We start from the raw sequence: 25,311 nt of genomic DNA, 5'->3' as shown, positions 1-25,311 counted from the left end.
AGCGGCGCTACTGCGGCACCAGGAACTCCCGCAGGTCCACGACCCCGTAGCCCGCCGCCCCGATCGCGTCGAGGATCCGGGGCAGCGCCTGGGCGTCGAGCACGACCCCGCCAGTGCTGCTGCCCACGTGCATCTGGATGATCGCGCCGGGTGCGAGGGCGGCGACGACCCGCTCGACCACCCGCTCCACGGTCATGCCGCGGCCCGGATCGCCGCGTCGGCGCGGAGCACCTCCCGCTCGCGTTCGGCGGCGCTCAGGCCGTCGAAGTACGGGTGGCTGTAGGAGTGGTTGCCGAGGCCGTGCTCGGCGCCCATGGCCCGCACCGCCGAGGGGTGGGCCTCGGCGTACCTCCCGGTGGGGAAGAACGTCGCCGCCAGGTGTCGGCGCCGCAGCTCGGCCAGGACGACGTCGACGCCGCTGTCGTCCCACGCCGCGTTGAAGGTCAGCGCCACCGCCTCGCGTGCCGTGGGCAGTCGGCGGATCTCCCTGCCAAGGAGTGCGGCGGGCGGGCGCGGGCGTGCCGCCGTGGCCCGTCCTGCCGCAAGGGGCACGAGGCCTGCGGTCGCCAATAGGCCTGCGAGGACGGCCCGTCGTGTGGAGTCCATGGCTCGCGAGTCTGCGGGAGCGGGCCCTGCCGCTGCCGCATGCCATGCCGCGCAACCGTGTGGTCCCGGCAGTGCCTCTGAGAGGGCAGTGCCGTGGACATCCTGGTGTCCCGCCACCAGGACGCCTCAATGCGGCTCCGCCGTCGGAGAGTTGGGTGCGTGCGCGACGCCACTGGGCGCGTACGCCTGGACACGGGGCGCCGCGGGTCCGTTGACTTCTCTCAGCGACGGGACGCTCACCGCTCGTCGGGGACGGGCGGGTGCGGGCCCGGCACAGCCACGCCTCCCCGCGCCGCCGCACTCGTCCACGCCCACGACCGGACGGAGTCCCCGTACGCCCTCTTCCGCATCCCCGACCGGACCGGAGCCATGAGCACACCCATCGGCAGCCCGCTGCCCCACATGCGCGCCTACATCCTCAGCCCCTGGCTGACGCCGCTTCCGACGGGTGTCGTCGGTGAGTTGTACATCGCGGGGCAGCTGGCCCGCGGCTACCTCGGCCAAGCGGGCCTGACCGCCCAGCGGTTCGTCGCCGACCCGTTCGGCCCGCCCGGCTCCCGCCTGTACCGCACCGGCGACCTCGCCCGCTGGAACGACGACGGGCACCTGGAGTACGCGGGCCGCGCCGACACCCAGATCAAGATCCGCGGCTTCCGCGTCGAACCCGGCGAGGTCGAGGCGGCCCTCACTGCCCACCCCGATGTCCAGCAGGCGGCCGTCGTCGCCCGGGACACGCCCACGGGGAAGCAACTCGTGGCGTACGTGACGGGTGCGGGCGTCGATGCCGGGGCGCTGCGCGCGTACGCGTCCGGCAAGCTGCCCGACTTCATGGTCCCGTCGGCCTGCGCGGTCCTGGAGCGGATCCCGCTCGCCCCCAACGGCAAGCTGGACCGCGCCGCCCTGCCCGCGCCCGACCCCACCGGCGGCGCCGCTTACCGGGCCCCGCGCACCGCGGCCGAGGGGACGCTGTGCGCCCTGTTCGCGGAGGTCCTCGGCGTGGCACGGGTCGGCGTCGACGACGACTTCTTCGCACTGGGCGGCCACTCGCTGCTGAGCGTGCGGCTGCTGGCCCGCGTGGACGCCGAGTTCGGCGTGTGCGTCGCGCTGCGGGACTTCCTCACCGGCTCACGGCCGGGCGACCTCGCCGGGATCGTCGCGGACTCGGCGGCGGGCCGCGCGACGGACGCCCCCGCCGTGGTGCCGTGCTCCGAGGCACGGCTCACCCCGGGCCTGCGCTTCCCGGACGCCGGAGGCTTCGGCGCACCCCCGCGCCAGGTGCTGCTCACCGGCGCCACCGGGTTCGTCGGCGCCTTCCTGCTGCGCGAGCTCCGCACCCGGACCGACGCCGAGGTGCACTGCCTGGTGCGCGCGGAGACGGAGCGGGCCGGGCGGGCCCGTCTGCACGCCGTCCTCGACTCCTACGGCATCGACCCGGACATCGGCTCCGCGCGCGTGCACATCGTGCTCGGCGACCTCGCGCGCGAGGGCCTCGGCGTCGACGCGGCCCACTGGGGGCGGCTGCGGACCGAGGTCGACACGATCGTCCACGCGGGCGCGCACGTCCACCACTTGTCGTCGTACGAGCGTCTGAAGGCGGCGAACGTGGGAGGCACCCGGACCCTGCTGCGGTTCGCGGCCGAGGGCAGGCCCAAGCGCTTCCACCACGTCTCCACGCTGGGCGTCTTCGGCGCTGCGGACGCCGCTCGGCTGCTCACCGAGGACTCGCCGGTCGCGCGGGCCCGGCACCTGTCCGCCGACGGCTACGGGGCGAGCAAGTGGGTGGCCGACGTGATGGTGCAGGACGCCGTCGCCCGCGGCGCGTCGGCCCGCGTGTACCGGCTCGGGCGGATCTGGGCCGAGTCGGAGCGGGGCGCCATCAACCCGGACGACATGTTCTGCCGCCTCCTGGCCAGCTGCGCCGCCCTGGGCTGCTATCCGCGGGACGCGGCGCTGCGGGCCGAGCTGCTGCCCGTCGACGTCGCGGCCCGCGCCCTGGTGGCCCTCGCCCGCACCGCCGACGGCCCGGACCCTGCCGTCGTGCACCATCTGCACCACCCCCGGCGGACCGGCGTGGGCGCGTTCCTGCGGGTGCTCGACGAGCGGCGCGGCGGCCGGTCGGAGCCGGTGGGCCTCGGCGTGTGGCTGCGCCGCCTCAGGAAGGCGGGCGAGGCCGGGCGCGACCTGCCGTTCCTGCCGTACCTGGAGGTGTTCCGGCAGTTCGAGGACGGCCCCGGGGACACGGCGGACCTGCCGTGCGACACATGGCGCAACGAGCGGACGCTGGCTGCCCTGGAGCGGATCGGCGTGACCTTCCCCGAGGTTGACGCGCGGATGATCCAGGACTTCTGGCGGCATCTGGAGGAGGTCGGGGAGATCGACCGAGGTGGCGGGGCGTGAGCGGAGGCGCTGCCCGGTCGGAACCCTGCCCTCCGCTCCTCCTCGCCGCATGCGCTGCTGGCGCGGACTCGCGGGTCGAATGGCCGATAGGCATACCTGTATGACTCGTTGGAGTGACAGTGCCGAGGGTTCGGTTTTCTGGTTCCTGGGGCGGGCATCCCGTGGGCGGCACGCTGTCGACGCGCGACTCGGCCCACGCGGCTCGGCATCCGGCGCCAAGAGGCTCGCCAGGGGGTGACTGGATGCGCAGGGGGGACAGGCGCCGGTTTCGGCAGGACCCACTCGAATACCTCGAAGACCTCCGTCGGCGCAGTACGACGGGTCTGATCCCGCTTCCCCAGGGTGGCTGGTGCGTCAGCGACGCGGAGCTGGCACAAACGTTGCTGCGCGGCCCGGAGTACAACACGGGCAGGTCCGGCTTCTTCGGCGAACTGCTGCCCACCCGCGGCGCGCAGATCGAGGTCGGCCACGCGGTACGCGACCTGATCCGGGCAGGCGTCCCGCACTACCGCGCCGCCCTGACCGGGGCGGTGGCCGACCTCCCGTCTGTCGGCCGCTGGCCCGACGCCGGGACGCGGCTGGTCCACCGGGGCCTTGAGGACCTCCTGCTGCACCCCGAAACCCCGGCCCGTACACGCAAGTTGATGCGCCGGGCCGCGCTCGGCGGCGTAGCGGTCCGCGCGCCGCACGTGTGGCAGCGGGCCCGGGCGGAGGTGCTGCGCCCCCAGCTGGTCGCCGCCCTCACCGAGGAAGTGGGACAGCGCAGGGCGGACCCGGTGAGCGAGCCGCGGGACGTGCTGGACGCCGTACTCGGCGCGTGCCCGTCCGAGAAGACGGACGACCGGACCGTGGCCGAGCTGCAACTGATGATGTTCCGGGCGGTCCTGGCCCCCCTCAGCGCCTCGCTGGCCTGGTCGGTGCTCCTCGCCTGTCTGCACCACCAGGCGGCCTCGCCCTGGCCGTGGCCCGCCGACGACATCGTGCGCGAAGCGCTGAGGCACCGCCCGATGGCCTGGATGCTCGGCCGTGTCCTCCCCGACGCCGTCAAGCTCGGCGGCACCGCCTTCGAAGCGGGCGACCTCGTGTCCGTCAGCCCGTACCTGCTGCACCACGACGCCCACCACTGGACCGACCCCGACGCGTTCCTGCCCGAACGCTGGGCCGGAACGACCGCGCGGCACGGCCCCTACATCCCCTTCGGCGCGGGCCCCTTCACCTGCGCCGGTGCGGCGGTCGCGCACACGCTGATCACCGAGTCGCTGACCGCCCTGTCCCGCGACACGCACCTGACCGTCACGGGCGGCGACACCCGCCCGACCATGGCCGAGGGCAACGTCCCACGGCCGTTCACGCTCCGCCGCACCCCGAAGCCACCTGCCGAGGACGACACCGGACACGACACAGGAGGGAGGTGAACAGCAATGGCCGCGATGCGTCGCATCTTCACCAACCAGCCGGCCCGCCGCTGGTACTGGTACTGACTTTGACAGTGCCACCACCGGCCCGGACGTCGCCCAGACGTCCGGGCCACCCGGGCGACGCCCCCCACGCCCGCGGGGCGCCCGCTCAGCCGCCCAGACACCACTCGACGAACACCGCGATGCTGGGGTCCACGCGCCCCTGCTCGTCCGCCACCGCCGCCGTGCAGAAGAACCGGACCTCGCCGAACTCCAGGCCCATCGCCTTCACCAGATTCCACAACCCCAGCCGCTCGCACAGCCACTCCCGGACGGCGTCGCTGTCGTCCGGGCGGTCGGGCAGCAGCGCGGGCTGACCGGCCAGCAGATCCCGCTTGCTGACGGCGACGGCGAGCCGAGCCTTGCCCAGACGGGTGCCCATGGTGCCGATCGTCTGCACCGACGGCGAGAACACATCCTCCGGGTCGACCGTCGAGGCCAGCGTGCGGTCCACCTTCGGGCCCTCCGGGGCGAGGCGCGTCCAGAACGCGTCGACAGCCATCGGGTCGAGGACGAAGACGAAGGTGCGGGCGTCGCGGACGTAGCGCAGCGCGTCGGTCTCCTCGCGGTTCACGAACCGCTCACCGGCCGTGTCGAAGAGGTGCACAAGGCGCTCGGCGCGGCCGTCGCCGAGCACGAACGAATGAGCCCGGGGCAGTGCCTTCTGTGTGGGGCGGGTGTGGCCCTGGATCTCCAGGACCTCGTTCAGGACCCGCTGGTTCGCGGTCGACTCGGGGTCGGCGAGCCGGACCGCCCGGCCGCCGTTCGCCGCCGCGTCCTCCAGCGACTTCACCATCGCCGCCATCAGCTGCGTCTTGCCCGCCGCCCGGCCGCCGACCAGCGGCAGGATCAGCTCGGGCATGTGCCCGGCGTCCGGGTTCATCGGCTTGCCGCAGTGCTCGTGCACGCAGAAACCGCCGAGGCGGGCGCCCCGGCTCATGAACAGCAGCAGGGTCGGCATCCGATCGCCGCAGGCGCACCGGCGCCGGAAGAGGCCGAAGGTGCCCGGGCGGATGTCCGCGTGCCGCCGCCGACAGGTCGTGCCGGGGCAGTCGTACGCCGGGTGGGGGACGCGCTCGAAGCAGCTCGGGCACAGCATGCCCCGCGGCAGCCCGCGCAGGCCCATCACCGCACGGTCGGCGGCCCGCAGGGTGAGCGCGGTCAGCCGGGCACCCACGGTCAGCAGGCCCACGACGAGCGCCTGGACGCCGAAGAGCACGCCCCACAGCGGCAGCGTGAAGGCGGCGCCGAGGCCGAGGCCCAGATAGAGGGTCAGGCCGTACGGGATCGAGACGGCCCGGTGCACGGTCGGCGCGGTGAACTGGTGGTCGGTCACCCGGCGGTAGGAGTCGTTGACCGAGCGGACGAACAACCGCCTGCCCTGGGTGAGGAGTTGACGCAGATCGCGGACGGCGGGGCCGAAGAAGTAGTTGCGGTGGGCCAGTTCGTCGGCGGGGCGGTACGGCGGGATCGTCACGAACTCGGGGGTGCGCAGACGCAGCACGCCATGCAGCAACTGGACGTAGCGCCACAGCATCTCACTGACCAGCGCGGCCCCGCGCAGCACCGCGATCAGCGGAACGACGAACAGGTAGAGCAGCAGCAGGACCAGGTAGAGCGCGGGGATGACGATGAAGGTCAGGATCTCGTCCATCCAGGAATCACCCCTCTTCCGGCCCGGGGGCGTCCGACGAGCGCCGCTGGGTGAACCTGCGGCTCCACTTCTTCACACGGCCCAGGCGGTTCTCGGCGTACTCCTGATAGGTGTCGGCGAGCCCTGTGTCGTAGGGGCGGATCGCGCGGGCCAGGCGGTCCAGCTCCGCGGTCGGCCAGTGCAGGGCGATGTGGTGGCGCAGCGCCCGGACGAGTTCCAGCTGCGCGTGCGGCAGTCGGGCGCGTGCGTCGTTGATCGCGACCACTCCGGTGACATGGCTGAACAGCACCTCGTCGGGGCGGCCCGAGGCGACCGCGGCCTTCTGCACGGCGCGCAGATAGCCGTCGGCCAGGGTGTAACCGAACTCCCCGATCTCCGTGCGCAGCCGTGCCGGGTCGGCGGGCAGCGGCAGCATGGCGGGGACGAGGCGGTGGCGCTTCAGGGCCAGGGGCGCCGCCCAGAGGTCGATCTGCGGGATCCGGAACGCGCGGGCCAGCGCGGTGGCCTCGGTGGCCTCGCGCAGGGTCGCGTCCAACCGGAGGGTGACCTGCACGCACTCCTGGGTGACGGGCCGCAGCCAGGCGTAGCGGCCGGGCGCGGAGAGCGTGTCGCACAGGTCCAGGCAGGCCCGCAGGGCCCGCTCGTCGCGGATCTTCTGCTTCACCGCGCGGTCGAACCACTCTCCGACCGCCTCGGTCACCGGCTCGTCCGACGGCAGCCGGTGGGCGATCTCGATGGCCTCCTCGTGCGTCCAGGTCGGCGACGGCTGTCGCCACAGCCCCCGCAGCAGCTCCGCGTCCGGCGAGGCCTCCTCGCGCGCCGCCAGGATCTGGAACAGCAGCTCGATCGTGCGGGCGGGCTGCCGCTCGGCCTGCGCCACCCAGTAGTGCTCAAGGAGCCGCTTGCGCCCGCCGAGGTCCCGCTCGACCAGCAGATCGGCGGGGAACTGGGTGAACAACTGCTCCTGACCGCCCCGCTCGTCCAGGACCTCCTGCACCGCCGTCGTCAGCGCCGCCCTGAACTCCGGGAGGGCGTTCACGAGGCGGGCACACTCCTCGCGCAGTCCGCGGCCCGCGTCGCTGGAGCCGAGCAGGGCGCGGGCCAGGTCCAGGCTCTGGGCCGCGAGCAGCTCCGGTGCCGGGGCGAGCCGCGCGCCCACCGCCCACAGCAGCAGCCGTACCCGCTGACGGCTGGTGGTGGCCTCGTCGAGCAGCCGCTGCCACAGGTCCGTGGCCCGCCGCGCCTCGGCGGGACGGGTGATCGGCACCGGGCCCCGCGCGTTCTCCACGCAGGTCATGTAGGCGCGGATCCGGGACTGGTGGAGCTTGCCCTCCAACTCCTGGTGCAGCGCCGTGTCGCCGCCCGCGTCGGCGGCCGCGCTCAGCCGCGCGAGCTGGTCGTCGTCCAGGTCCCGGTGCCGGTGGTGGATGTCCGCCGCCACCGCCGCCCGGCGCGGCCCGAGATGACCGGCGTCGGGCAGCCAGTCGATCACCGCGCGGACGTCGGCGTCGGTCAACTCGATGCCGCCCGCGGCCGCGGCCGCCGCCACCGGGGCGTGCCAGTCGCCGAGCGCCCGCTCCTGGCCGTGCGTGTACTCGGCCGACCAGGACCACACCGAGCGGATCGAGCCGACGCCGATCCGGGTCAGCAGGTGGATCAGATGGTGGGTCGGCACCACGTCGGGGAAGCGGCCCGAAGGGAAGTCGAAGACGGTGTACGACTCCTCGTCGTCGGGCCCGAAGCCGGGCTGCGCCTCGGGCACCGTGCCGATCAGGTGCAGTCGGCTGCGGGTGGGCCGCAGGAGATAGGTGGCGAAGGTGAGGGTGCGGGCCAGCGGGGGCGGCAGGAGGTAGGAGACGGCCGCGAACCAGTGGGCGATCCGGTCCGTCGTCTCGTCGACCACGACGACCGAGCCGTCCTCCGCGAGCGCCGTGAACACCGCCGCGAGCAGGGCGGGGAGTTGCCCGGCACCCGGGTGCGCGCGAAGGAACGCGTGCGCCGAGCGCGGGGACAGCGGGCCGCGCGGCAGGGGCGCGGGCAGCTCCGGGATCTCGGTGCTGTCGGCGACCCGGGTGGTCCACACCGGGGAGTCCCACAGCTCGATGGGGAGCGGCCCGCCGCCTCGCGCGCCGTCGCCCTCGGTGTGCAGGGCGTGGGCGAAGTAGTTGCCGAAGCGCCGCGCCGAGTCCCGGCCGACGTACCGCACGCACAGGGTGGTGGCGCCGCCCCGGCGGTCCCGGGTGTGGCACAGGTTCACGGGGCAGCGGGCCAGCAGCTCCGGGGCGTCCGACTCCAGCAGGGAGCGCGGCGGTTCGTACCCGGCGAGGCTCTCCACGCGGTGCCGGGTCTCGGCCGAGACCTGCTCGCTGACCGCGTTGAACTGGAAGCCGGACGAACCGCTGAGCCCGTGCTCGCAGGAGGTGTAGTAGAGCTGCTGGAAGCCGCTCATCCGCGGCCCGCCTTCGGCACCGAACCGAACTCGCTCAGCAGCCACAGCAGCGGGTCCGCGACGCGGTAGGGCTGGATGCCGGTGGCGGCGACCCGGGCCTCGGGGGTGGCGCTGCGGCCCAGCGCGGAGACGCCGAAGTAGCGGTAGCGGGCGAAGGTGTTCTCCAGCGACTGGTCGATGGGCACGCCGTCCCACTGCTTGAGCAGCTGGCGCACCTCCTCGTGGACGCTGAGGCTGTCGCCGACGTCGAAGCGGCCGCGCGCGGGCGCGTGCGAGCGCAGCGGGCTGCCGCTCTCCAGCAGGTGCCAGAAGGCGTCCATCTTCGAGAAGACCACCGCGATCGGGGTGTTGATCTTCGCCGCCTTGCCGCCCTGTGCGGCGAGCAGCATGCCGCTCACCCGGCTCAGTACGTTGATCGGCGGGTCGATGCCGTCGGTGCCCGGCAGGGCCGTCCCGGGTGCCGCGTTGTCCCGGGCGCCCGGCATCTGCAGCGGGTCGAGCAGCAGGACGATGCCGTCCGCGTTCGTCAGATAGCGGGTGTTCAGCTCCACGCTCTCGCGGCTGTTGAAGTCCTCGCCCGCCGTGTCGAAGAACGAGAGCACGCTGTGCCGCGGCCGCTTCCTGAAGAGCACCTTGCGGCGCAGGCCGAACCTGAACACCAGTGGGTCCACGCGGTTGGCGTTGGTCGTCGCGGTCTGGGTCGGCGGGAACATCTGCCGGTCGCGGTAGAGCCGGTCCTCGTAGTCCGAGCTGTAGCGGCGCATGGTGGTGTCGTCCAGGCCCATCAGCGAGGCCTCGTAGGCCTCGCCGACCTGGTTGCGCATCTCGTGCAGGAGCACGGTCATAAAGATCGTCTTGCCGGAGGAGCGCGCGCCCACCATCGCGATCAGCCGGTTCTCCACCATCCCGAACTGCACGGGCAGGTTGACGTGGCAGACCGGGCACACGCGGTAGTTCGTCTCGCCGTCGCAGTCCGGGCACACCGCCGTCGACTTGCGGCCGTCGGCGGCGAAGTCCGGGCCCACGTCGTGGCTCGGGCGCCTGCCGAAGCGTTCGTCGAGCACCGGGTCGCGGCGCTGCTGGCACTGCTTGCCGGTGCGGCTGAGCCGACCGGTGCAGCGGAACCGGATCTCGCGCGGGGCGAAAGCCTCGTAGCAGTAGGGGCAGGTGAGTCGTCTGGCCATTCAAGTCACTCGCAGCCGGTGCAGCGCCGTGGGGCGCAGGTCGATGTCGGAGTCGGGGCCGGGGGCGTCCGCCGGGAAGCAGACGAGCCAGGAGGGGCCCCGGGTGCTCGGGAAGGGGAACTTCACGACGAGCGGGGCACCGGCGGGCAGGCGTTGGGCGGGGACCTCGTGCAGGACGGCGCCCTCGGCCGTGCTGGTGGGGCGGTAGCGGCCGAGGCCGTGCACGACCCGGACCGTGGGGAGGTCGCAGCCGGTGCGGGTGGTGAAGGTGACGGTCGCGACGCGGGTGCCGTTGAGGCGGCGGCGCAGGGTGGGTTCGTACTCGACGATGGGCGGTTCGGCCGGGATCCGCAGCGAGGCGGCGCCCTCGGTGTCGACGCCGGGGGCGGGGACCTGGGCCTCGACGGTGAGGGTGACGGCGCCACGGCCCAGGCGGAGGTCCAGGCCGCCGTCGTGTTCGTAGACCCGGCGCTGACAGCGGATGTCGCCGTCGCGGGGGCCGTCGCCGACGGCGGTCACGTCCTCACGGCGCCAGCGGACCCGGGCGGTCAGGGCGGCGTCGGGCCAGGCCCAGAGGACCAGGAGGTGGTCGTCGCGGCGGATGGCCTGGAGTTGGGTCACGGGGACGGAACGCCGGCGGGGCGCCTCCGGGGACGGGGGCGGTTGGGGTGGGGGTTCGGCTGCGGCTTCTGAGGGTGGGGCCGGGGTTGGGTCGGGGGTGGTTTCGGTTTGTGGTTGGCTGCGGGGTGGTGGGGGCTGGTCGCGCAGTTCCCCGCGCCCCTGGGAGACCGTCGGTTCGCTGTCGGCCGGTGGGAGGTCCTCGCGGCCCTTCAGCGCGTTCACGGGTGGGATGCTGTGTGGTTCGGGGTCTTCCGCCGGCGTGGGCCAGACTCCCGGTTCCGGGTCCTCCAGGGGAGGGGGGAAGCCGGTGCTCGCCGGTGCCGGGCCGGTGGCGACGCGCAGGAGGCCGAAGTCCTCCAGGAGCAACAGACCGTGCACGACGGCCAGTTCAGGTGTACGGCAGCGGACCGTGAGGCCCTGGGCCTCGGGGAGGCTCTCGATGTCCGTGCGGCGGGCGGGCGTGGTGTACAGGTCACCGGAGAGGAGTACGGCGTCCGGGGCGGCGGTCGCCAGTTCCCGGGCCAGCGCCGCCAGGGCGTGGTCGTCGGCCAGTTGTTCCGTGCGCGTGGTGACGACGCGCACCGTCAGGTCCGGGGTGATGGCGAGGACCGTGAGGTCCACCGCTGTCCCGGTCTGGTCGGCCACCAGGACCGTGCGGTGCACGCCCTCGGCTATCGCGCCGTAGTGCAGGGCCGCCGCGACCGGCTCCGGGACGATCCTGCTGACGCGCAGGCCGACGTCCTCGGCGGCGCGTCGCAGCCGGGCCTCGGCCTGGCGGTCGGCGGACGCGGGCAGGGCGACGACCGCCTCCTCGTCCGTGGCTCCGGCGCCGAGCGCGGTCAGTGCGGCGGCGGGGTCGGCGACTGCGTCCACTCCGGACAGGTCCGTCACCGTCACGGTGGGGCGGCCCTCCGGGCCGAGTCGGCCGACGCGGGCGAGGCGGGGACCGATGGCGATGCCGAGCATGTGATCAGCCGTTCCCTTCCTCGGCCCTGACCGGCGGTTCCTCGGCCTTGGGCGGCGGTTCCTCGGCCCTGACCCACGGCGTGCCGCCGGCGTCGACGCCGAGTCGGATCCGGCTGCCCGGGGTCGGGCGGCGGGCCAGGAAGTGGGTGACCACGGCGGCCCGCAGCCGCTCCAGCTCGTTGCGGATCTGGCGGCCGCCGTACGCCTGGTGCTCCGGGTCGCTCATCCGCTCGGTGATCCAGGGGTGCAGGCTGTCCGGGTCGGGGACGAGCTCGACCTGGTGGCGTTCGCGGACGGACTCGGTGAGCTGGCCGAGCAGCCGGTCGGCGATCCGCACGATGTGCTCGCGGCGCAGCATGTCGAAGACGACCACGCCCGGCTTGAGCCGACCGTAGATCTCCGGTCGCCCGATCGCCCGGAACTTCTCCTCGACGGCCCGGGTGAAGTGCGCCTCCAGGGTCGCGTACGGCACGTCCTCGTCGCCGTCGGACAACAGGCCCTGGACCGCGTCCGCGCCGGTGTTGGAGGTGAAGATGATCAGGCACTGGGAGAAGTACGCGGTCTGGCCGCGGCCGTCGGTGAGGCGGCCGTCCTCCAGGATCTGAAGGAACTTGTCCAGGACCCGCGGGTGCGCCTTCTCGATCTCGTCGAAGAGAAGCACGCTGAACGGCCGTTCCTGGACGCGGCGGGTCAGCTCGCCGCCCTGCTCGTGGCCGATGTAGCCGGGCGGCGCGCCCGCGAGCCGCTCGGCCGCGTGTTCCTGCTGGTACTCGCTCATGTCGAAGCGTGCGTACGCGCTCTGGTCGCCGAACATCAACTCGGCGACCGCCTTGGCGAGTTCGGTCTTGCCGACGCCGGTCGGGCCGACGAAGAAGAAGGCGCCCCGGGGCCGCGCGGTGCCGGAGCCGCCGAAGTCGACGCCCACGAAGGCGGCTTGGAGCGCGGCGGCCACCGCGTCGACGGCCGTGGACTGGCCGACCACCCGATCCCCGAGGGCGTCGGCGGCCCGGGCGACGGTCTCCCGGTCCAGCTGGGTCCAGGGGTCGACGCTCACGTTGAGCCGGTGCAGCTCCAGGAGCTTGTCCGGTTTCTGTACGGGCGCGTCGCGCAGCCACGAGGTCCGGGCGAGCGCGTCGATGTCCCAGCCGCGCATGCCGTCGGTCGCGCCGACGAGGGCCTCCAGGTCGTGCCGGGTGGCGTCCGGTGCGCCGTTGAAGTCACCGCGCAGCCAGCTCAGCCACAGGCGGCGCTCGCTCGGGTCCGGCGGGCCGACGTGCAGGGTGGCGATCCGGGGGTCCTCCAGGTGGAACCAGCCGGGCAGCCGGCCGACGTCGCCCACCGCGCACAGGACGGCGTTGCGGGCGTGCGGGCGGCGTCCCGCCAGGGCCGAGCGCGCGGGCACGGCGTCCGTCATCGCGGCGCGCAGTCGGAGGTAACCGGCGTTCGACTCGGGCTGGCCGGGCGGGAGATGGTGGTCGACGTCCTGGAAGACGAAGGCCGTGGCCGCGTCGGGGGAGGCGGCGAGCCGGTGCGCGACGGCGACGGCGTCGTCGAAGGAGCGCGGCGGGGCGGCCTGGCGCGGGGCGAGCAGGCTGGACCGGTCCCGGCGGCGTTCGACGCCGCGCTGGGTGCGCGGGTCGGCCCGTGGCCGGTCGTCCTCGGGGGCGGCCGAGTCGGCTGGCTGCCGGTGGCCGACAGGTGTGTCCGAGTCGGTCCGCTGCCGGTCGCCCCCGGATGGCTGTCGGCCGGCCCCGGCTGTACGAGAGTTGGGCCGCCGGTCGTCCTCGCCTGCGCGCGCGTCGGCCCGCCGGTCGCCCCCGGGCGTGCCCGGTTCCTCGTTCCTCGCGGCGCCGCCCGGCCGGTTCGCCGCCAGTTCGGCGAAGCGTTCCGCGTGGCCCGGCAGCGGGAAGGTGAGCCCGGCCACCGGGTCCCACCAGCCCACCACGTCGGCGCCGCGCACTTCGAGCACTCCGGCGACCAGCTCACGGAAGGAGGCGGGCCGGTCCTCGAACCACCAGCGATCCCGGATCTGCCCGCTGATGACCACCTGACGGCCGCGCCGCAGCTCCCAGCCGAGCGATACCGCCCACAGGGGCATCATGCCGTCGGCGGTGACGGGCCCCGCACCGCCGTCGTCCTTGCTGAAGTCGAGCGCGCTCACGGGGCCGTCCACCTCCAGGAGGTGTCCCGGGGCAGCGGTTTGGCGCGTCGGCCCGGCGGCTTGCCGTCCCAGGTCAGCTCGCCCGGTACGAAGCCGTCGTCGCCGCCCAGCGCCTCGTGCACCCGCTCCAGGAGCGCCTCGGTGGTGTCGCACACCGCCTCGTCGCGCGGGGCGTGCAGCGTCACGTCCGGCTCGCCCTCCACGCGGTAGACGAGGACGGGCGTGCCGTCGTCGCCGACGCCGACCGTGGTCTCGTACGTCGCCCCGGTCGGCCGCGTGAAGTGCAGCCGGAAGCTGCCGCCCTCGTCCGCACCGCCCTCGAAGGCGAACCCTTCGCCGGTCATCGCGTCCCGGAGCGCCGCCACCAGGTCCCGGCTCCGCTGATACGCCAGCTCCAGCTCGTCCAGGCGGCGCTCGGCTTCGGGGAGTCGGCCCTCCAGCTCGGCCACGGCCGTCAGGGCCCCGGTCGCCGAACGCGCGGTCAGCGCCTCGGTGGCGGCGCGCAGGGCGTCCCCGATCTCGTCGGCGAGGCCGGGATCGCCGAGTTCGTCGGCGGTGTCGAGGACGCCCTGGGCCGCCGGGCGCACGACGTCGAGCCGCTCGGCGGCCTCGGCGAGGGCCAGCTCCAGGGCCGCCGCGGCGGATGCGGCGGCCTCGGCGCGCTGCCGCTCCGCCACCTCGCGTTCCTGCTCCACCGCCTCCCGCTCCCGCTCCGCCCGGGCGTCCCGTTCGGCGGCCGCCCGTGCCTCCGCGACCGTCGCCGCATGCCGGGCGATGGCGTGCTCGACCGTGCCGAGCAGGGCGTCGAAACGGACCTGCCGGTCCGGACCGGCGGCCGCGCGCAGCTGGTCGAGCAGCTCCGTGCAGCGCCTGTGCCCGTCCGCGTCGAGGGCGGCGCCGTCCGGGCCGGTCGCGGCGAACCCGCGCTCCAGGTCGGCGAGGACGGCCGCGGGGTCGTCCGCAGGGCCGTCGGCCGCTGTCGGGCGCAGGCTCACGACCCGGCCGCGCAGGCGCTCCACCGCGTCCCCGACCTGCTCCCCACGGGCGACCCGCCCCCGCAGCTCGGCCAACTCCCTCTCCAGTGAGGCGACATCGGCCCGAGCCCCGGACCGCTGCGCCTCCTCGATGAGCTGCCGCACCTCGTCGAGGCCGCGTTCGTCGGCCCGGTTCTGCTCCGCCCGGGCGCGGGCAAGCCGGGCGCCGCGCTCGGCCTCCCGTCGGTCGGCCAACTCGGCGTCCCTGCGGGCCAGTTCGGCTCGCCGGGCCGCCAGCTGGGCCCGCTGGGCGGCACGCTTGCGTTCCCTGGCCCGGCGCTCCTCGGCCCGGCGCTGGCGCTCGGCCGCCTCGCGTTGGGCGTACAGCACGCCGATACGGACGCTGCTGTACTTCGGTGATCCGCTCATCGTTCCCTCCGTGCCTCGGTGTGCAGCACGAACCCCCGCGCCGCGAGCCGGTCCTCAAGTCTTCTCCGGAATCCGGGAGTCGGCGGCACCCCGGCCCAGGAGAGCGATCCGTCCGATGCCACGGACAGTTCGACCCCGGCGGTCGTGTCCGGCTCGGCCAGGCTCCGGGCGTAGCGGTCGGTGAGCGGGATCAGCCGCTGGTTGTCCGAACCGCGCCAGCGCAGACTGCCGTGCCGCGCCGCCACGTAGGGCCCGTCGACCAGCAGGTCGAGCCGCTCCAGCAGGGCGAGCCCGTCCGGCCCGCCGCGCCGCAGCGCCTCGTGCCGGAAGCCGGAGTACGCCATCGCGCCGAAGTCGGGCCGCCGCTCCCGTACCGCGTCGAGCAGCTCGGCCAGGGCCCCGGCCTGACTGAACGGCTCGCCGCCGGAGAAGGTGACACCCTCGATGTCGTCCAAGTGGCAGAGCCAGTGGGCGAGTTCGGCCACCGTGTGGCTGGTGCCGCCCTCGAAGGGCAGGGTCTCCGCCGCCACGCAGCCCTGACAGCGCAGCGGGCAGCCCTGCACCCAGACGACCGCCCGGCTGCCGGGGCCGAGGACCGTGCAGCGGTCCAGCGTCCGGGCGACGGATATCTGTGTCCCCTCGCGTGGGCCGAGCCGTGGGTGGGGGAGGGGTGTCACGCTTCCTCCTGCGGCTTGTCGGGGTCGGGGTAGCTGTCGGAGCCCTGCTCGGCCTGGTCGCACCACGGGCACCACGGCCGTTCCACGGTGTGGACGTGGCGGGCGTTCACCGCGCACACGCGCAGTCGGCCGGGGGCCAGTTCGGCCGCGAGCGCCTCGGCCCACACGACCGCCGTCGGGCGGCGGGCCGCGTCCGTGAACGCCGTCCGGAACAGCTCCACGAGCCGCCTCGGCAGCAGGTCGGCGGGCGGCACGGAGCGGGGCAGCAGCACCGACCCGCGGTCCACGATCCGGCAGCGGCCGTGGAGGACGTTGTCGTCGTACGACCGGTAGTCGCCGCCGTCCGCCGGGTGACCGGCGAAGGGGTGCAGCCCGGCCAGGAGCAGTTGGTGCACCAGGACGGCCAGGGCGAAGTCGTCGGACGCGGTGTCCGGCGGCGTGCCGGTGGCCGCGCCGAGGCGTTCGGGGGCCGTGTAGCCGGGGGTGCGCATCCGGCCGGGGAACAGCTCGCGGCCGTCCGTGAACTGCCAGGAGTCGACGTCCGCCATGCCGACCCGGCCGCTCTCGCCGACCCACAGGTTGTCGGTCTTGAGGTCGCCCACCACATAGCCCTCGGCGTGCAGTTCGCCGAGGAGCCGGGCGAGGGCGAGGGCGGCGCGCAGGGCGGTCGCCCAGGTCGCCAGGGGCAGGAAGGCGCGCCGGGCGGAGGCGCTGAGGAGATGGCTGAACGGCTGGTAGGCGTGCCGCATGTCGGGCATCACGTAGCCGTCGACGCGATCCGCGGCGGCGCTGTCGGCCGTGCGCACCGGGACCAGCGGCCAGGCGAGGCGCACGGGGGTGCCGGAGAGCAGGCCGACGGTGCGGGGTTCGCGGCGCTGGCGCACCAGGCGGGCGACGCGGCGCCGGTAGGCCTCGGGGTCGGGCGGGTCGGGGACGAGCTTCGCCACGAGGGGGCGGGCGTCGTCGACGCCGTACACGAACCCCTCCGAGCCGCTGCCGATCTGCTCGGTGAGGCGCCATGTGTGTCCGTGGCCGGACACCACTGTCAGTCCCACGCTCACCCCCCTTCGACGAGAGCACACAGGATGGTCAGATCGTCACCGGTCCGCCCGGCCTCCGGCCCGGAGAGGCGACGGCGCAGGGGCTCGGCGTCCCCGTGGTTCTCGCGGAGCGTGGCGGCGAGGCCGAGGAAGAAGCCCCCGGCCGGTAACGGCCCGGCGTCCGGAGGGAGTTGGTGGACGGCGGGGTGGTCGAGGGTGAGGGCGGCGCAGCCGTCGGTGGCCAGGACCACACCGGCGAGGTCCGGCTCCCAGACGACGAAGGTGCGCACGCGCAGGGCCGCGCCGGGGGAGGAGAGGAAGGGGGCGGGCGCGGTGGGCGGGGGCAGTACCAAGTGGCAGCGGTCGTCGCGGGTCAGCAGGGTGCCGAAGCCGTCGCCCAGCGAGACGAAGGCGGCCCAGGGCGGTGCCACGACCGCGGCGGTGAGGGTGGCCGCCAGCGCACTGGGGTCCGCCGTGCCCGTGTTGGCGCCAAGGGTCCCCGAGGCCGCGCCCGGGCTCGGTGAATTGGTCTCCGCGCCCAGCGCTCCGGGCAGCGGGCCGGGGTCCGCCGCGCCCGTGTCCGCGCCAAGGGCCCCCGAGGCCGCGCCCGGGCCCGCTGAACCGGTCCCCGCACCCAGGACTCCCGCCGCACCGCCGAGGCCCGCTGCACCCGCACCCGCACCCGTACCCGCCACCGCACCGAATCCCACCGATCCCGCCCCCGCACCAGGCACCCCCGCCCCCGCACCGGACCCCACCGCACCCGCACCCCCGCCCAGCACCCCCGCCACCCCGCGCAGATACTCCTCGACCACCCGCGCCCCGCGCTCCGCGATCCACCGGGTCCACGCCTCCGGCGTCGCCTCCGCGCCCGGTATGTCCTCCGCCAGCAGGCGGCAGGCCGCGTCGACCGCGAGGTGGGCGCCCAGGGCGCTGCGGTCGCGGCTGCCCGCGCCGTCGGACACCGCGAGGACCGCCGTGTCGCCCAGGTCGACGGCCTTGAACGCGTCCTGGCAGCCCTGGGCGTTCGCGAGATGGGCGGTGCCCTGGACGGAGGCGCCCGCGATGATCACCGGAGGTCCCTCTCCAGGCGGTCCATCCGGGCGAGCCGGGCGGCGCGGTCGTTGACCTGCTGGTGGATGAGGTCCGCGTCCTGGTCCGGGCTGCTGTCGTCCGTGCTCTGGAACAGCAGGTCGAGGATCCGGCCGAAGTCCAGGTCCGCCAAGGGGGACGTGGCCTTCGGCGCGAGGACCCGGAGCATCGGCAGATCCGCGCCGTGCACCCCGATCACCTGGAAGACCCACTCGCCCCGCACCTCGCCCTGGCGCACCCGCCCCGCCGTGCCCTCCAGGGCCGTCGCGTCAAGGGGGCGGCCCCGGGCGTCGCTCGGCGCGCCGTCCGTCAGGACCCACACGAAGGGGCGCCGGACCGGAACCCGCTGCCGTTGCAGGGCGCGGTAGCGGGCGCGGGCCAGTTCCAGGGCCGTCTCCACGGCTTCCGTGAGCCGGGTGAGGCCCTCGGCGCGCAGCGTGGGCGGGTGCATGCTGTCGACCGGGACGAAGAGCCGGTCGGCGGCGGCCTCCTCGACCGGGACCAGGCGGCCCGGCCCCGGGTCGTAGACGCGAACGGCCGAGTCGAAGGTGAGGAGGCAGACCTCGACGCGGGTGCGCAGGCGCTCCTGCGCGCGGACCCCGTCGAACCAGCGGTTCAGCGCGTGATTCAGCTCGTCGATCCGCGGATGCTCCTCGGGGCGCCCCATGGAGGCGGAGGTGTCGAGGAGAAGGAGCACGGGCTGCCGCTCCTCGTACCCGCTCCCGAACCCGATGCCGTCGACGCTCATACGGCCGTCCCCTCCGTGTGGTCGGCGTGGGCCACGAGCCGCCGCCGTTCGGGATCGTGGCGCACGGTGACGTCCGTGCCCGGCGGCAGCCCCGGCGGCTCGGGCACCATGCGCAGCAGGACACCGTCGACGAGTACGTACGTGTCCGGGGCGGGCCAGGTCACGGTGCGGCCCGCGCGGCCGTGCGCCCATGCAGCCATCCCCCCGGTCATAGGGTCACGGTAGGTGGCGTCGTCCCCAACATGCGTGGTCCTTACGTGAATTGACACCGCGTCGATATCGGTGGCCGCGGAGGTGCGGGCCGCCGGGGTAGGCTCCCCCGATGTGTTTTCCCCCGGCGGCCCGCCTCCTCAGTGAAGCGGACCGGCCGGGCGCGGACTGGTCGTGACCCGGTCGGGTCCTGGCCGGGCGGCGGGCCGGATGGTGGGCCGGGTTCCGGGTGCCGGGTGCCAGCCTCAGCGCCGCAGCGGCTCCTTGATCGCCGAACGCAGCGGTTCGAGGAGCTGGTTGGTCTCCTTGATGCCCTCCGGCGAGCCGAGGTCCGGGATGCCGCGGTGCGGCAGCGCTTCGAGGGGACCGTCCGCGCGGTCCGCGAGCCGGTCCCCGAAGAGCACCAGGGCCCGCTGCGACGGATTGCGCCGCGACTCCCAGATCATCCCCATGGCCTCGGGCGCCTGGGCCCGGATCTCCCGCGCCCAGAGCCGCGTGCGCGCGTAGTGCTCCGGACCCTCGCTCTCCAGCAGGAGGTTGTCCTGGCAGACGGCGGCGAGGGCCGCTCCGGAGCGCAGCGAGACCAGCCGCAGCTCGCACCGGGTCCGCACCGCGTTCAGCGACTTGCCCCGTACCCACCGCCAGGGGATCAGCCGCATGCTGGTCTCCTGGTCGAAGGTGACCGAGCGCAGCAGGGTCTCGGCGAGCGCGGTCTCGGGGTCCGTCGCGGCGTACAGACAGGGATAGGGGTCCTCCGGCGTGCCGTGGAAGCGGCCGGGCGCGGGGTCCTCGGCGTCGAACGGCTTGAACTGCTCGGCCGCGAACCGGGACGAGTGCATCCGCCACAGATGCGCACCGGCGGGCAGCATCTCCCAGTGCGGCTGGAAGCGGTACGCGGAGGGCGCCACGGTGGTGTCGTGCATCAGCTTCCCTCCGCCAACGCCACGGCCGCGCCCACCAGTTCGCGGTCCGGCCGGATGCCGAGGAGGGCGGCGGGCGGACCTCCGCCCAGCCAGGGATTGCCGCTCAGCCACCAGTCGGCGGCGCCCCACGGGTCCGCGTCGGCGAGCAGCACCCGGTTGACCTCGAGGACGACCGCGTACGGCGCGCCGCCGCCGGGCTCGAACTGGAACTCCGGGTAGCGGTCGCCCCGTTCGGGGTCGTCGAGCCGGATCAGCTCGGGGGGCGGGGGCGCGCCGCCGTACCGGGTGCGAACCTCGGTGGCCGACAGGGCGGGCGCGCGCAGCAGCCGGTCCTCGGCGGCGGCGATGATGGCCGCGGTGTCGGGGGGCGGATCCGGGTCGGGCGTGATCCGGGCAAGGAGCGTCCGCGACCGCAGGACGGCGAGGTGGCCGACCGGTGCCGGGCCGACGAGCCGTACGGAGTCCAGGGCCTCGCGGACGGGATGGTCGAACGGCAGCGGCACCAGGGACAGGCGTACGGCCTGGAAGGCCCGGCGCGCGGCCCTGGTGTCGCTCGTCGGGGTGTCGGCGAGCGCGCGCAGGCGGGTGAGCAGCAGCTCGTACTGCTCGTCGGTCAGCCGGTCGCGGAGGCTGTCCAGGTACGCGTCGACGAGACCGAGCACCTTCTCCCCGCTGTCCTCTCCCCGGTTCATACGCTCTCCTCGCCCCGGCCGGGATGGCCCTGATGGATGAACGCGGCCCAGACGGCGGGCCGTTGGAGGTCGGTGCGGCCGACGTCCCCTCGCAGCTCGGCGCTCAGGCAGCCCGGATCCCGCCGCTCCGGGTCGAGCATCCACAACTGCGCGGCCCGCAGCGCGTCGACCGGGCTGAGCCCGGCCCGCAGATGGTGGTGGAAGACCGTCATGAGCAGCATCGACGCACCGTCGCGCGCGGTCCACCGCGACCCCACGACATCGCGTGCGCCGCCCGAGACGAACGCCGTGGTGAGGGTCAGGGCCTCGTCGTGGTCGCGGGTGCTCAGGTCGGTCTCGCAGGCGCTCAGGACGATCAACGGGCCGTCCGGGGCGTCCTGTTCGGCGGGCTGTGGGCGGTCGAGGAGGCGCGTCACGGTGAGCCGGCCGACGTCCTCGCCCGGTTCGGTGGGGGCGAGGTGCAGGGCCGACTCCGTGGGTCGTGTGCCCGCCATGCCGTGCGTGGCGAGATGGACCATCGAGTGGTCCTGGCCGAGGAGGGCGAGCAGCTGTTCGGGGGTGCCGGTCGGTACCGAGTCGGGCGGGAGCGTGGCGAATTCGCCGTACAGCCGCGCCCCCGGGTAGAAGGCGTTGCGCAGCTCCATGACCTCGAGCTCGGCGTACGTCAGCGAGATGCTCGGGTCGGCCACCATGGCGGGGGCCGAGATGGGGTCGCGCGGCGCGCGTTTCGTCGTCCGCAGGAACTGGCTGCCGGAGGCCGCGTAGCTGATCACCAGGGCCTGGCAGAGGTAGTCGTGGGGGGCGTCCGCGGGGAATCGGGCCGCGTGCCAGGGCACGAGCCCGAGGCGGCCGCAGGGGACCAGGACGACCCGGGGAGCGCGGTGTTCGGCCGCGTCCCGCGGGAGGTGTTCCGCGAGGCCGGGCAGGACATGGGCGAACACCTCGTACGCCCAGTCGCAGAGGTCGGCCAGGGCCTCCTCCCAGGCGTGTTCCGCCGCTGCGTCGACGTGGTCCGGGGGGCGGGCCGCGGCCGCGTCCAAGTACCGCTCCAGCGGGGCGCTCCGCGCCGCGGAGAGCGCGGGCAGCGGGCCGACGCCGACACCGATCTCGGGGCCCACCGCAAGCACCATGCCGGGGGCCTCGCCGTCGCTGCCGGGCACCAGATAGATGAGGGCGTCCGCGCCGGCCTCGCCCACGCCGTCCGCGAGTTCGCGCAGGGTGGGGGTGGCGAACAGCCCGCCCTCCTGCCGGTAGCCGAGGGCTTCCAGGGCCTGGCGGCGCAGGGTGCTCGGGAGCTCGGCGGGCAGCTCGGCGCTGTCGGCGGCGCCGGACTTCCGCCAGGCGGCGGCGAGTTCGGGATGCCCGCGCTCCCTGAGGAGTTCCGGTACGGCCCGGGTGGTGGCCGCCGCCCGCAGCACCAGCGCCCTGCCCAGCTCCAGGGCGGTCACCGCATCCGGCACCCGCTCGTGTGCGGCGGCCCACAGGGCGGCCCGCAGACAGAGGGAGGCGCCGGTGCGGGCGGTCGTCAGCCGGTGTTCGGCGCCGTGCTGGAGGAGGACGTCGGCGGCGAGGGTGGCCATGGCCTCGTTCGCCGTGTCGGTGACGGCGTCCGCGTCGGACTCGCTGTGCTCCCGGTGCCAGCGGGCGCGGTAGGAATCGGCGAGCGACCACAGGGAGTCGGCGGCGACGCGCGGGGCACGGCCGTGCCGGATGTGCTCGCGGAGCCGTTCCAGGGCGGTGATGGCGGCATCGAGGTCAGCCGGGTCCTTGGTGAAGTCGTAGCGCATGCGGAGGCGGGTCGCGGCGGAGTGCAACTGGTCGGCGGGCGCGTCCGGCGGTGGCACCTCCCGGTCCGGGACGTCGCTGCTTTCGCTGCTTTCGCCGCTTTCGCCGCTGAGCAACGAACGCATGGCCGCGGCGTCGGGCGCGATGGCCGCGAGCACGTCGTCCCCGATCGGGAGCTTGCTGTTCCCCGCGGCCGCCCTGCCCTCGTCGAGGTCCGCGAGGCCGCCCAGGAGCAGCTCCTTGTCCCGGGTGCACCGGCCGAGCGTCATGCGGGCCATGGCGCGGGTGAGGACGGCCACCGCGCGCAGGGCGTTGTCCTCGGGAACGATGTCCGCGAAGGCCTCGGCCCTGGCCAGCAGGGCCCGGAGCCGGTCCACGTCCTCGGTCTGCCCGGCGGTGCGGGCCTCGGCCATCAGCTCCATCGCGTCGGCCATGACCGGGAAGAGGTCGGCCATGGGGATCTGGCTCTCCGCCTTGCGCCGCAAGAAGCCGGTGACCGTCCGGGTGTGGGCGAGGCCGAGGGCCTGGTCCTGAAGGGTGCCGCCGGCACCGTCGCTGACGCCGAGCAGCAGCGCCATCAGCCCGTCGAGGGCGTCCTTGTCCGGCATGTCGTCCGGCAGCCCGTCCCGGGCGGCACGCAGCCGACCGAGCTGCTGATTGAGGGCGGCCGGGTCGCCGCCACCGGCATGGTTCACGAAGTCCACGGACGTGGTCTGGACGGCCTGCCAGGCGGCGAGGAGCCGACGGACTTCGTCGGGGGTGCGGGGCGCGGCCGGGGGATCGCCGTCGGCCGGGGCGGGGGCGGTGTCCGAGAGGCCCGGGGCGTCGGCGGCGGAGGTCCGGGTACGGGCGTTGTCCTCGGCAGCAGGGGGCGGAGTGTCGGCGGCAGGGCCCGCGGTGGCGTGCGTGGCGCTCGTGCCCGCGTCGGTACGGTGCGCCGTGCCCGCGTCGGTACGGTGCGCTGTGCCCGGACCGGCCTTCGGACCCGCGCCACCGGTCATCGTCGTCAGCAGGTTCATCATCGTCTGCCGCAGCTGGTCGGTGCCCGGGAGCCCGTCGTCGGGCACGAGGCTCGTGAACAGCTCGCTGAGCCCGGCGGCCGAGGGCTGGGCATGGAGGCAGCGCACCTGCCGCAACTGCCCCAAGGTCTCCGGCGGCAGCGGGAGTTCGGCCGCCTCGGTCACCAGCTCATGGACCTCTGCCGCGAAGGCGGTCATCCCGCTCGGCCCGTTCCGCATGATCATGTCGAACAGGGCGGTCGCGTCCGGCTCGGGCGCGAGCCCGCCCAGCATCTCCTGCAGCGGCATCGCGTGCGTCAGCAGGAACAGCGCGGCCCACCGCCGGTCCTCGGCGCGGGCCGCGGCTCCGATCGGCGTCGCCGGGTCCCGTGCGGCCCGCAGCAGCGTGTGCGCCCGCTCCCGGTCCCCGGGGGTACCGCCCCCGGCGGTGTGGCGCAAGGTGAGGGCGCCGCCGAGCCAGACGGTCACCGAGCCGCGCAGCTCCGGATCGTGGTCCAACAGGTGGGAGAGCGCGTCGAGTTCCGCGATCGACTCGTCGTGGGCGCGCGTCGGTACGGCGACCGTGGGCGGCGTCGGCAGCAGCGCCTTCGCCCGCTCGACGGCCTCACCGGCCCAGGCCCGCACGGCCTGGACGCCACCGCTCTCCTCTTCTTCCCCCCACCGGCACTCCTCACGTCCTGATGATCCCAACAGACCGTTTCGGCCTCCATGATGACGAGATGTCAGCCGTGGCGAAGCCCGATCGCCGAGCTTTTCGTCCGGCGCCCGATCAACGCCCGGAACTCGCCCGGAACGCGCCCGGACCGGTTCGGGCGGGGCGTGGTTCGGGGGCGGTGGAGGGGCCCGGCCGGGACGGCCCGGAGGCTCCGAGGTCCGCGCGCATCCCCCTGCGCAGCTCTCGCAGCCGCTCCCACAGTGCGTCGATCTCCTCCTGTGCGGCGTCGAGTGAGTCGCCCGGCCGGGGAACGCCGTCGTCCAGGCGCCGGAGCCTGCCGTAGAGGGCGCCGAGCGCGTGGGTGGCCTCTCCGGCGAGGGCGAGTACCGGGTCGGGCAGCCGCATCTGGGCCTCCGCGTACACGTCCCGGTGCAGGTCCCGGGCCTCGGTGAGGCGTTGTCGTGCCGCGCGTGGATCCTCCGCGCGGGCCAGGGTGTGGAACTGGTCGGTGAGGGCGGCCAGGTACTGCCGCGACGCGGTGTTGAGCGCGATGCAGCAGGCGCGGCGTTCCTCGGTCTCCCTGGCCCAGGCCTGGGTCCGCTCGGCCCGCTCCTGTTCGCGCTGTCGACTGCGCTCGGCCGCGCGCTGGGTGAGCAGGGCCGACAGCAGGGTGCCGAGCACGCCGACGACCGCCACGATCGGCGCACCCGCACCAGCGATGTCCATCGCCCTCACCCCCGTGTCGCCGCACACCTCCAGCGAACCGGCGCCGTCCGTCCCGCGGAACCCCACGCCCGAGGACCACCCGACCTTCGCCCGGGTCCCGCCCGGCCGGCACGAACGGCGAGGCGTGGTCCGAGGACCCGCGTCTCCTCGGTGCCGACCGTCACCGGCCCTGCCCGGCGGGCGTGCCGTCCGTTCCGGCGAGGGTGGAACGCAGGGTCTCGGTCCACCAGTGGAGCGTGCGGTCGCGCGCGGCCGCGTCCAGTCCGACGCTCCTGCGGAACTCGGCGCCGAACAGGGGCTCCATCGCGACGGCTTGATGCAGTGCGGCCACCGTGAGCTGGACGGTCTCGCGGGCCGGGGGTGTCCGGCCGGTGTCGGCGCAGACGGCCCGCGCCTGCGCGTGCAGGCGGTCAACGATCTCGTCGAGCAGTCCGCTTCCGGTGTCCCGCCAGCCCGACTGGTGCAGCGCGAGGGCCAGTTCGGCGTAGCCGTCGGTGTAGGGCGCGGACAGCGCCCGCACCAGGTCGGCCGGGTCGGCGGGCCCGTCGGTCCAGGTGTCCAGGGCGGCGCGCAGCCCGGACTTGAGCTTCTTCCCGCCGAAGCGCAGCAGCGCCGACAGCAACTGCTCGCGGTTGCCGAAGTGGTGGTTGACCGCGGCGTCGGACACCCCGACCGCGGCGGCCACGGCCCGCACCTGCACGGCCGCCGGGCCACCCGCGGCGAGCAGCTCGCCCGCGGCCTCCAGGATCAGTCGCTTGGCCTCGTCGGGGGTACGTCGTCTACGGGTAGCCACCTCGCAAGCTTACCTTGACGGCCCAAGGTAAGAGGCTTACCTTGGAGCCTCAA

General features: G+C 74.5%; 20 protein-coding genes. 2 read left to right on the top strand and 18 right to left on the bottom strand.

The features are described from left to right. Positions 1-7: 7 nt before the first annotated feature. Both ACZ6AA_RS38660 and ACZ6AA_RS38655 read right to left on the bottom strand, forming a co-directional pair. Positions 8-196: a hypothetical protein gene (locus ACZ6AA_RS38660; RefSeq protein WP_468455256.1), complete on the bottom strand. Its 189-nt coding sequence runs from the start codon at positions 194-196 to the stop codon at positions 8-10. Continuing rightward, a complete protein-coding gene (locus ACZ6AA_RS38655) occupies positions 193-606 on the bottom strand; it encodes a polysaccharide deacetylase family protein (protein ID WP_471463146.1) in 414 nt (137 codons plus the stop codon). Before ACZ6AA_RS38655 ends, ACZ6AA_RS38660 begins: the two co-directional genes overlap by 4 nt. A 369-nt stretch (positions 607-975) precedes the next feature. Here ACZ6AA_RS38655 and ACZ6AA_RS38650 point away from each other — a divergent pair, with 369 nt between their 5' ends. Beyond that, on the top strand, positions 976-3,003 hold the full coding sequence (locus ACZ6AA_RS38650; RefSeq protein WP_471463144.1) for a thioester reductase domain-containing protein: 2,028 nt from the start codon (positions 976-978) through the stop codon (positions 3,001-3,003). A gap of 242 nt (positions 3,004-3,245) precedes the next feature. After that, on the top strand, positions 3,246-4,418 hold the full coding sequence (locus tag ACZ6AA_RS38645; protein ID WP_471463142.1) for a cytochrome P450: 1,173 nt from the start codon (positions 3,246-3,248) through the stop codon (positions 4,416-4,418). Between the two features lie 151 nt (positions 4,419-4,569). Here ACZ6AA_RS38645 and ACZ6AA_RS38640 read toward each other — a convergent pair whose 3' ends face one another. The 16 genes from ACZ6AA_RS38640 to ACZ6AA_RS38565 all read right to left on the bottom strand — a co-directional run bounded on the left by ACZ6AA_RS38640 (position 4,570) and on the right by ACZ6AA_RS38565 (position 25,258). Further along, the gene (locus ACZ6AA_RS38640; RefSeq protein WP_471463140.1) at positions 4,570-6,114 is read right to left on the bottom strand and encodes a TRAFAC clade GTPase domain-containing protein; all 1,545 of its coding nucleotides are present in this window, start codon (positions 6,112-6,114) and stop codon (positions 4,570-4,572) included. 7 nt (positions 6,115-6,121) lie between these two features. Further along, complete coding sequence (locus tag ACZ6AA_RS38635) at positions 6,122-8,563, bottom strand: GTPase-associated protein 1-related protein (RefSeq protein WP_468455265.1); 2,442 nt, start codon at positions 8,561-8,563, stop codon at positions 6,122-6,124. After that, positions 8,560-9,747, bottom strand: coding sequence for a TRAFAC clade GTPase domain-containing protein (locus ACZ6AA_RS38630; RefSeq protein ID WP_468455267.1), 1,188 nt, complete (start codon positions 9,745-9,747; stop codon positions 8,560-8,562). The genes ACZ6AA_RS38635 and ACZ6AA_RS38630 overlap by 4 nt, the downstream gene beginning before the upstream one ends. Then, on the bottom strand, positions 9,748-11,334 hold the full coding sequence (locus tag ACZ6AA_RS38625; protein WP_471463138.1) for an Hsp70 family protein: 1,587 nt from the start codon (positions 11,332-11,334) through the stop codon (positions 9,748-9,750). It abuts the gene before it with no gap. A 4-nt stretch (positions 11,335-11,338) separates the two neighbouring features. Continuing rightward, entirely contained in the window at positions 11,339-13,495 is a 2,157-nt protein-coding gene (locus ACZ6AA_RS38620; RefSeq protein WP_471463137.1) for an AAA family ATPase, read from the bottom strand. Continuing rightward, a complete protein-coding gene (locus ACZ6AA_RS38615) occupies positions 13,492-14,898 on the bottom strand; it encodes a hypothetical protein (protein WP_471463136.1) in 1,407 nt (468 codons plus the stop codon). The genes ACZ6AA_RS38620 and ACZ6AA_RS38615 overlap by 4 nt, the downstream gene beginning before the upstream one ends. Continuing rightward, entirely contained in the window at positions 14,895-15,575 is a 681-nt protein-coding gene (locus ACZ6AA_RS38610) for a 4Fe-4S single cluster domain-containing protein (protein ID WP_471463134.1), read from the bottom strand. The genes ACZ6AA_RS38615 and ACZ6AA_RS38610 overlap by 4 nt, the downstream gene beginning before the upstream one ends. Next, positions 15,572-16,630 (bottom strand): hypothetical protein, encoded by a 1,059-nt coding sequence (locus tag ACZ6AA_RS38605; protein WP_468455276.1) that lies wholly within the window; start codon positions 16,628-16,630, stop codon positions 15,572-15,574. The genes ACZ6AA_RS38610 and ACZ6AA_RS38605 overlap by 4 nt, the downstream gene beginning before the upstream one ends. A gap of 2 nt (positions 16,631-16,632) precedes the next feature. Further along, positions 16,633-17,688 (bottom strand): protein phosphatase 2C domain-containing protein, encoded by a 1,056-nt coding sequence (locus ACZ6AA_RS38600; RefSeq protein ID WP_471463132.1) that lies wholly within the window; start codon positions 17,686-17,688, stop codon positions 16,633-16,635. Continuing rightward, the gene (locus ACZ6AA_RS38595) at positions 17,685-18,455 is read right to left on the bottom strand and encodes a vWA domain-containing protein (RefSeq protein ID WP_468455279.1); all 771 of its coding nucleotides are present in this window, start codon (positions 18,453-18,455) and stop codon (positions 17,685-17,687) included. Before ACZ6AA_RS38595 ends, ACZ6AA_RS38600 begins: the two co-directional genes overlap by 4 nt. Then, on the bottom strand, positions 18,452-18,655 hold the full coding sequence (locus ACZ6AA_RS38590; RefSeq protein ID WP_471463130.1) for a hypothetical protein: 204 nt from the start codon (positions 18,653-18,655) through the stop codon (positions 18,452-18,454). The genes ACZ6AA_RS38595 and ACZ6AA_RS38590 overlap by 4 nt, the downstream gene beginning before the upstream one ends. Positions 18,656-18,910: 255 nt before the next feature. Then, complete coding sequence (locus ACZ6AA_RS38585; protein ID WP_468455283.1) at positions 18,911-19,588, bottom strand: RES family NAD+ phosphorylase; 678 nt, start codon at positions 19,586-19,588, stop codon at positions 18,911-18,913. After that, positions 19,588-20,280 (bottom strand): hypothetical protein, encoded by a 693-nt coding sequence (locus ACZ6AA_RS38580; protein ID WP_468455285.1) that lies wholly within the window; start codon positions 20,278-20,280, stop codon positions 19,588-19,590. The genes ACZ6AA_RS38585 and ACZ6AA_RS38580 overlap by 1 nt, the downstream gene beginning before the upstream one ends. Beyond that, positions 20,277-23,774 (bottom strand): CHAT domain-containing protein, encoded by a 3,498-nt coding sequence (locus ACZ6AA_RS38575; RefSeq protein ID WP_471463128.1) that lies wholly within the window; start codon positions 23,772-23,774, stop codon positions 20,277-20,279. The genes ACZ6AA_RS38580 and ACZ6AA_RS38575 overlap by 4 nt, the downstream gene beginning before the upstream one ends. Before the next feature lie 79 nt (positions 23,775-23,853). Next, entirely contained in the window at positions 23,854-24,465 is a 612-nt protein-coding gene (locus tag ACZ6AA_RS38570) for a hypothetical protein (protein ID WP_471463126.1), read from the bottom strand. Positions 24,466-24,625: 160 nt separating this feature from the next. Further along, a complete protein-coding gene (locus tag ACZ6AA_RS38565; RefSeq protein WP_468483380.1) occupies positions 24,626-25,258 on the bottom strand; it encodes a TetR family transcriptional regulator in 633 nt (210 codons plus the stop codon). Positions 25,259-25,311: the final 53 nt, after the last annotated feature.

It is taken from the genome of Streptomyces sp. NPDC040610 (assembly GCF_055594065.1).
The sequence above is the reverse complement of the archived record's forward strand: the minus strand, read 5'-3'. Positions and strand labels throughout refer to the sequence as shown.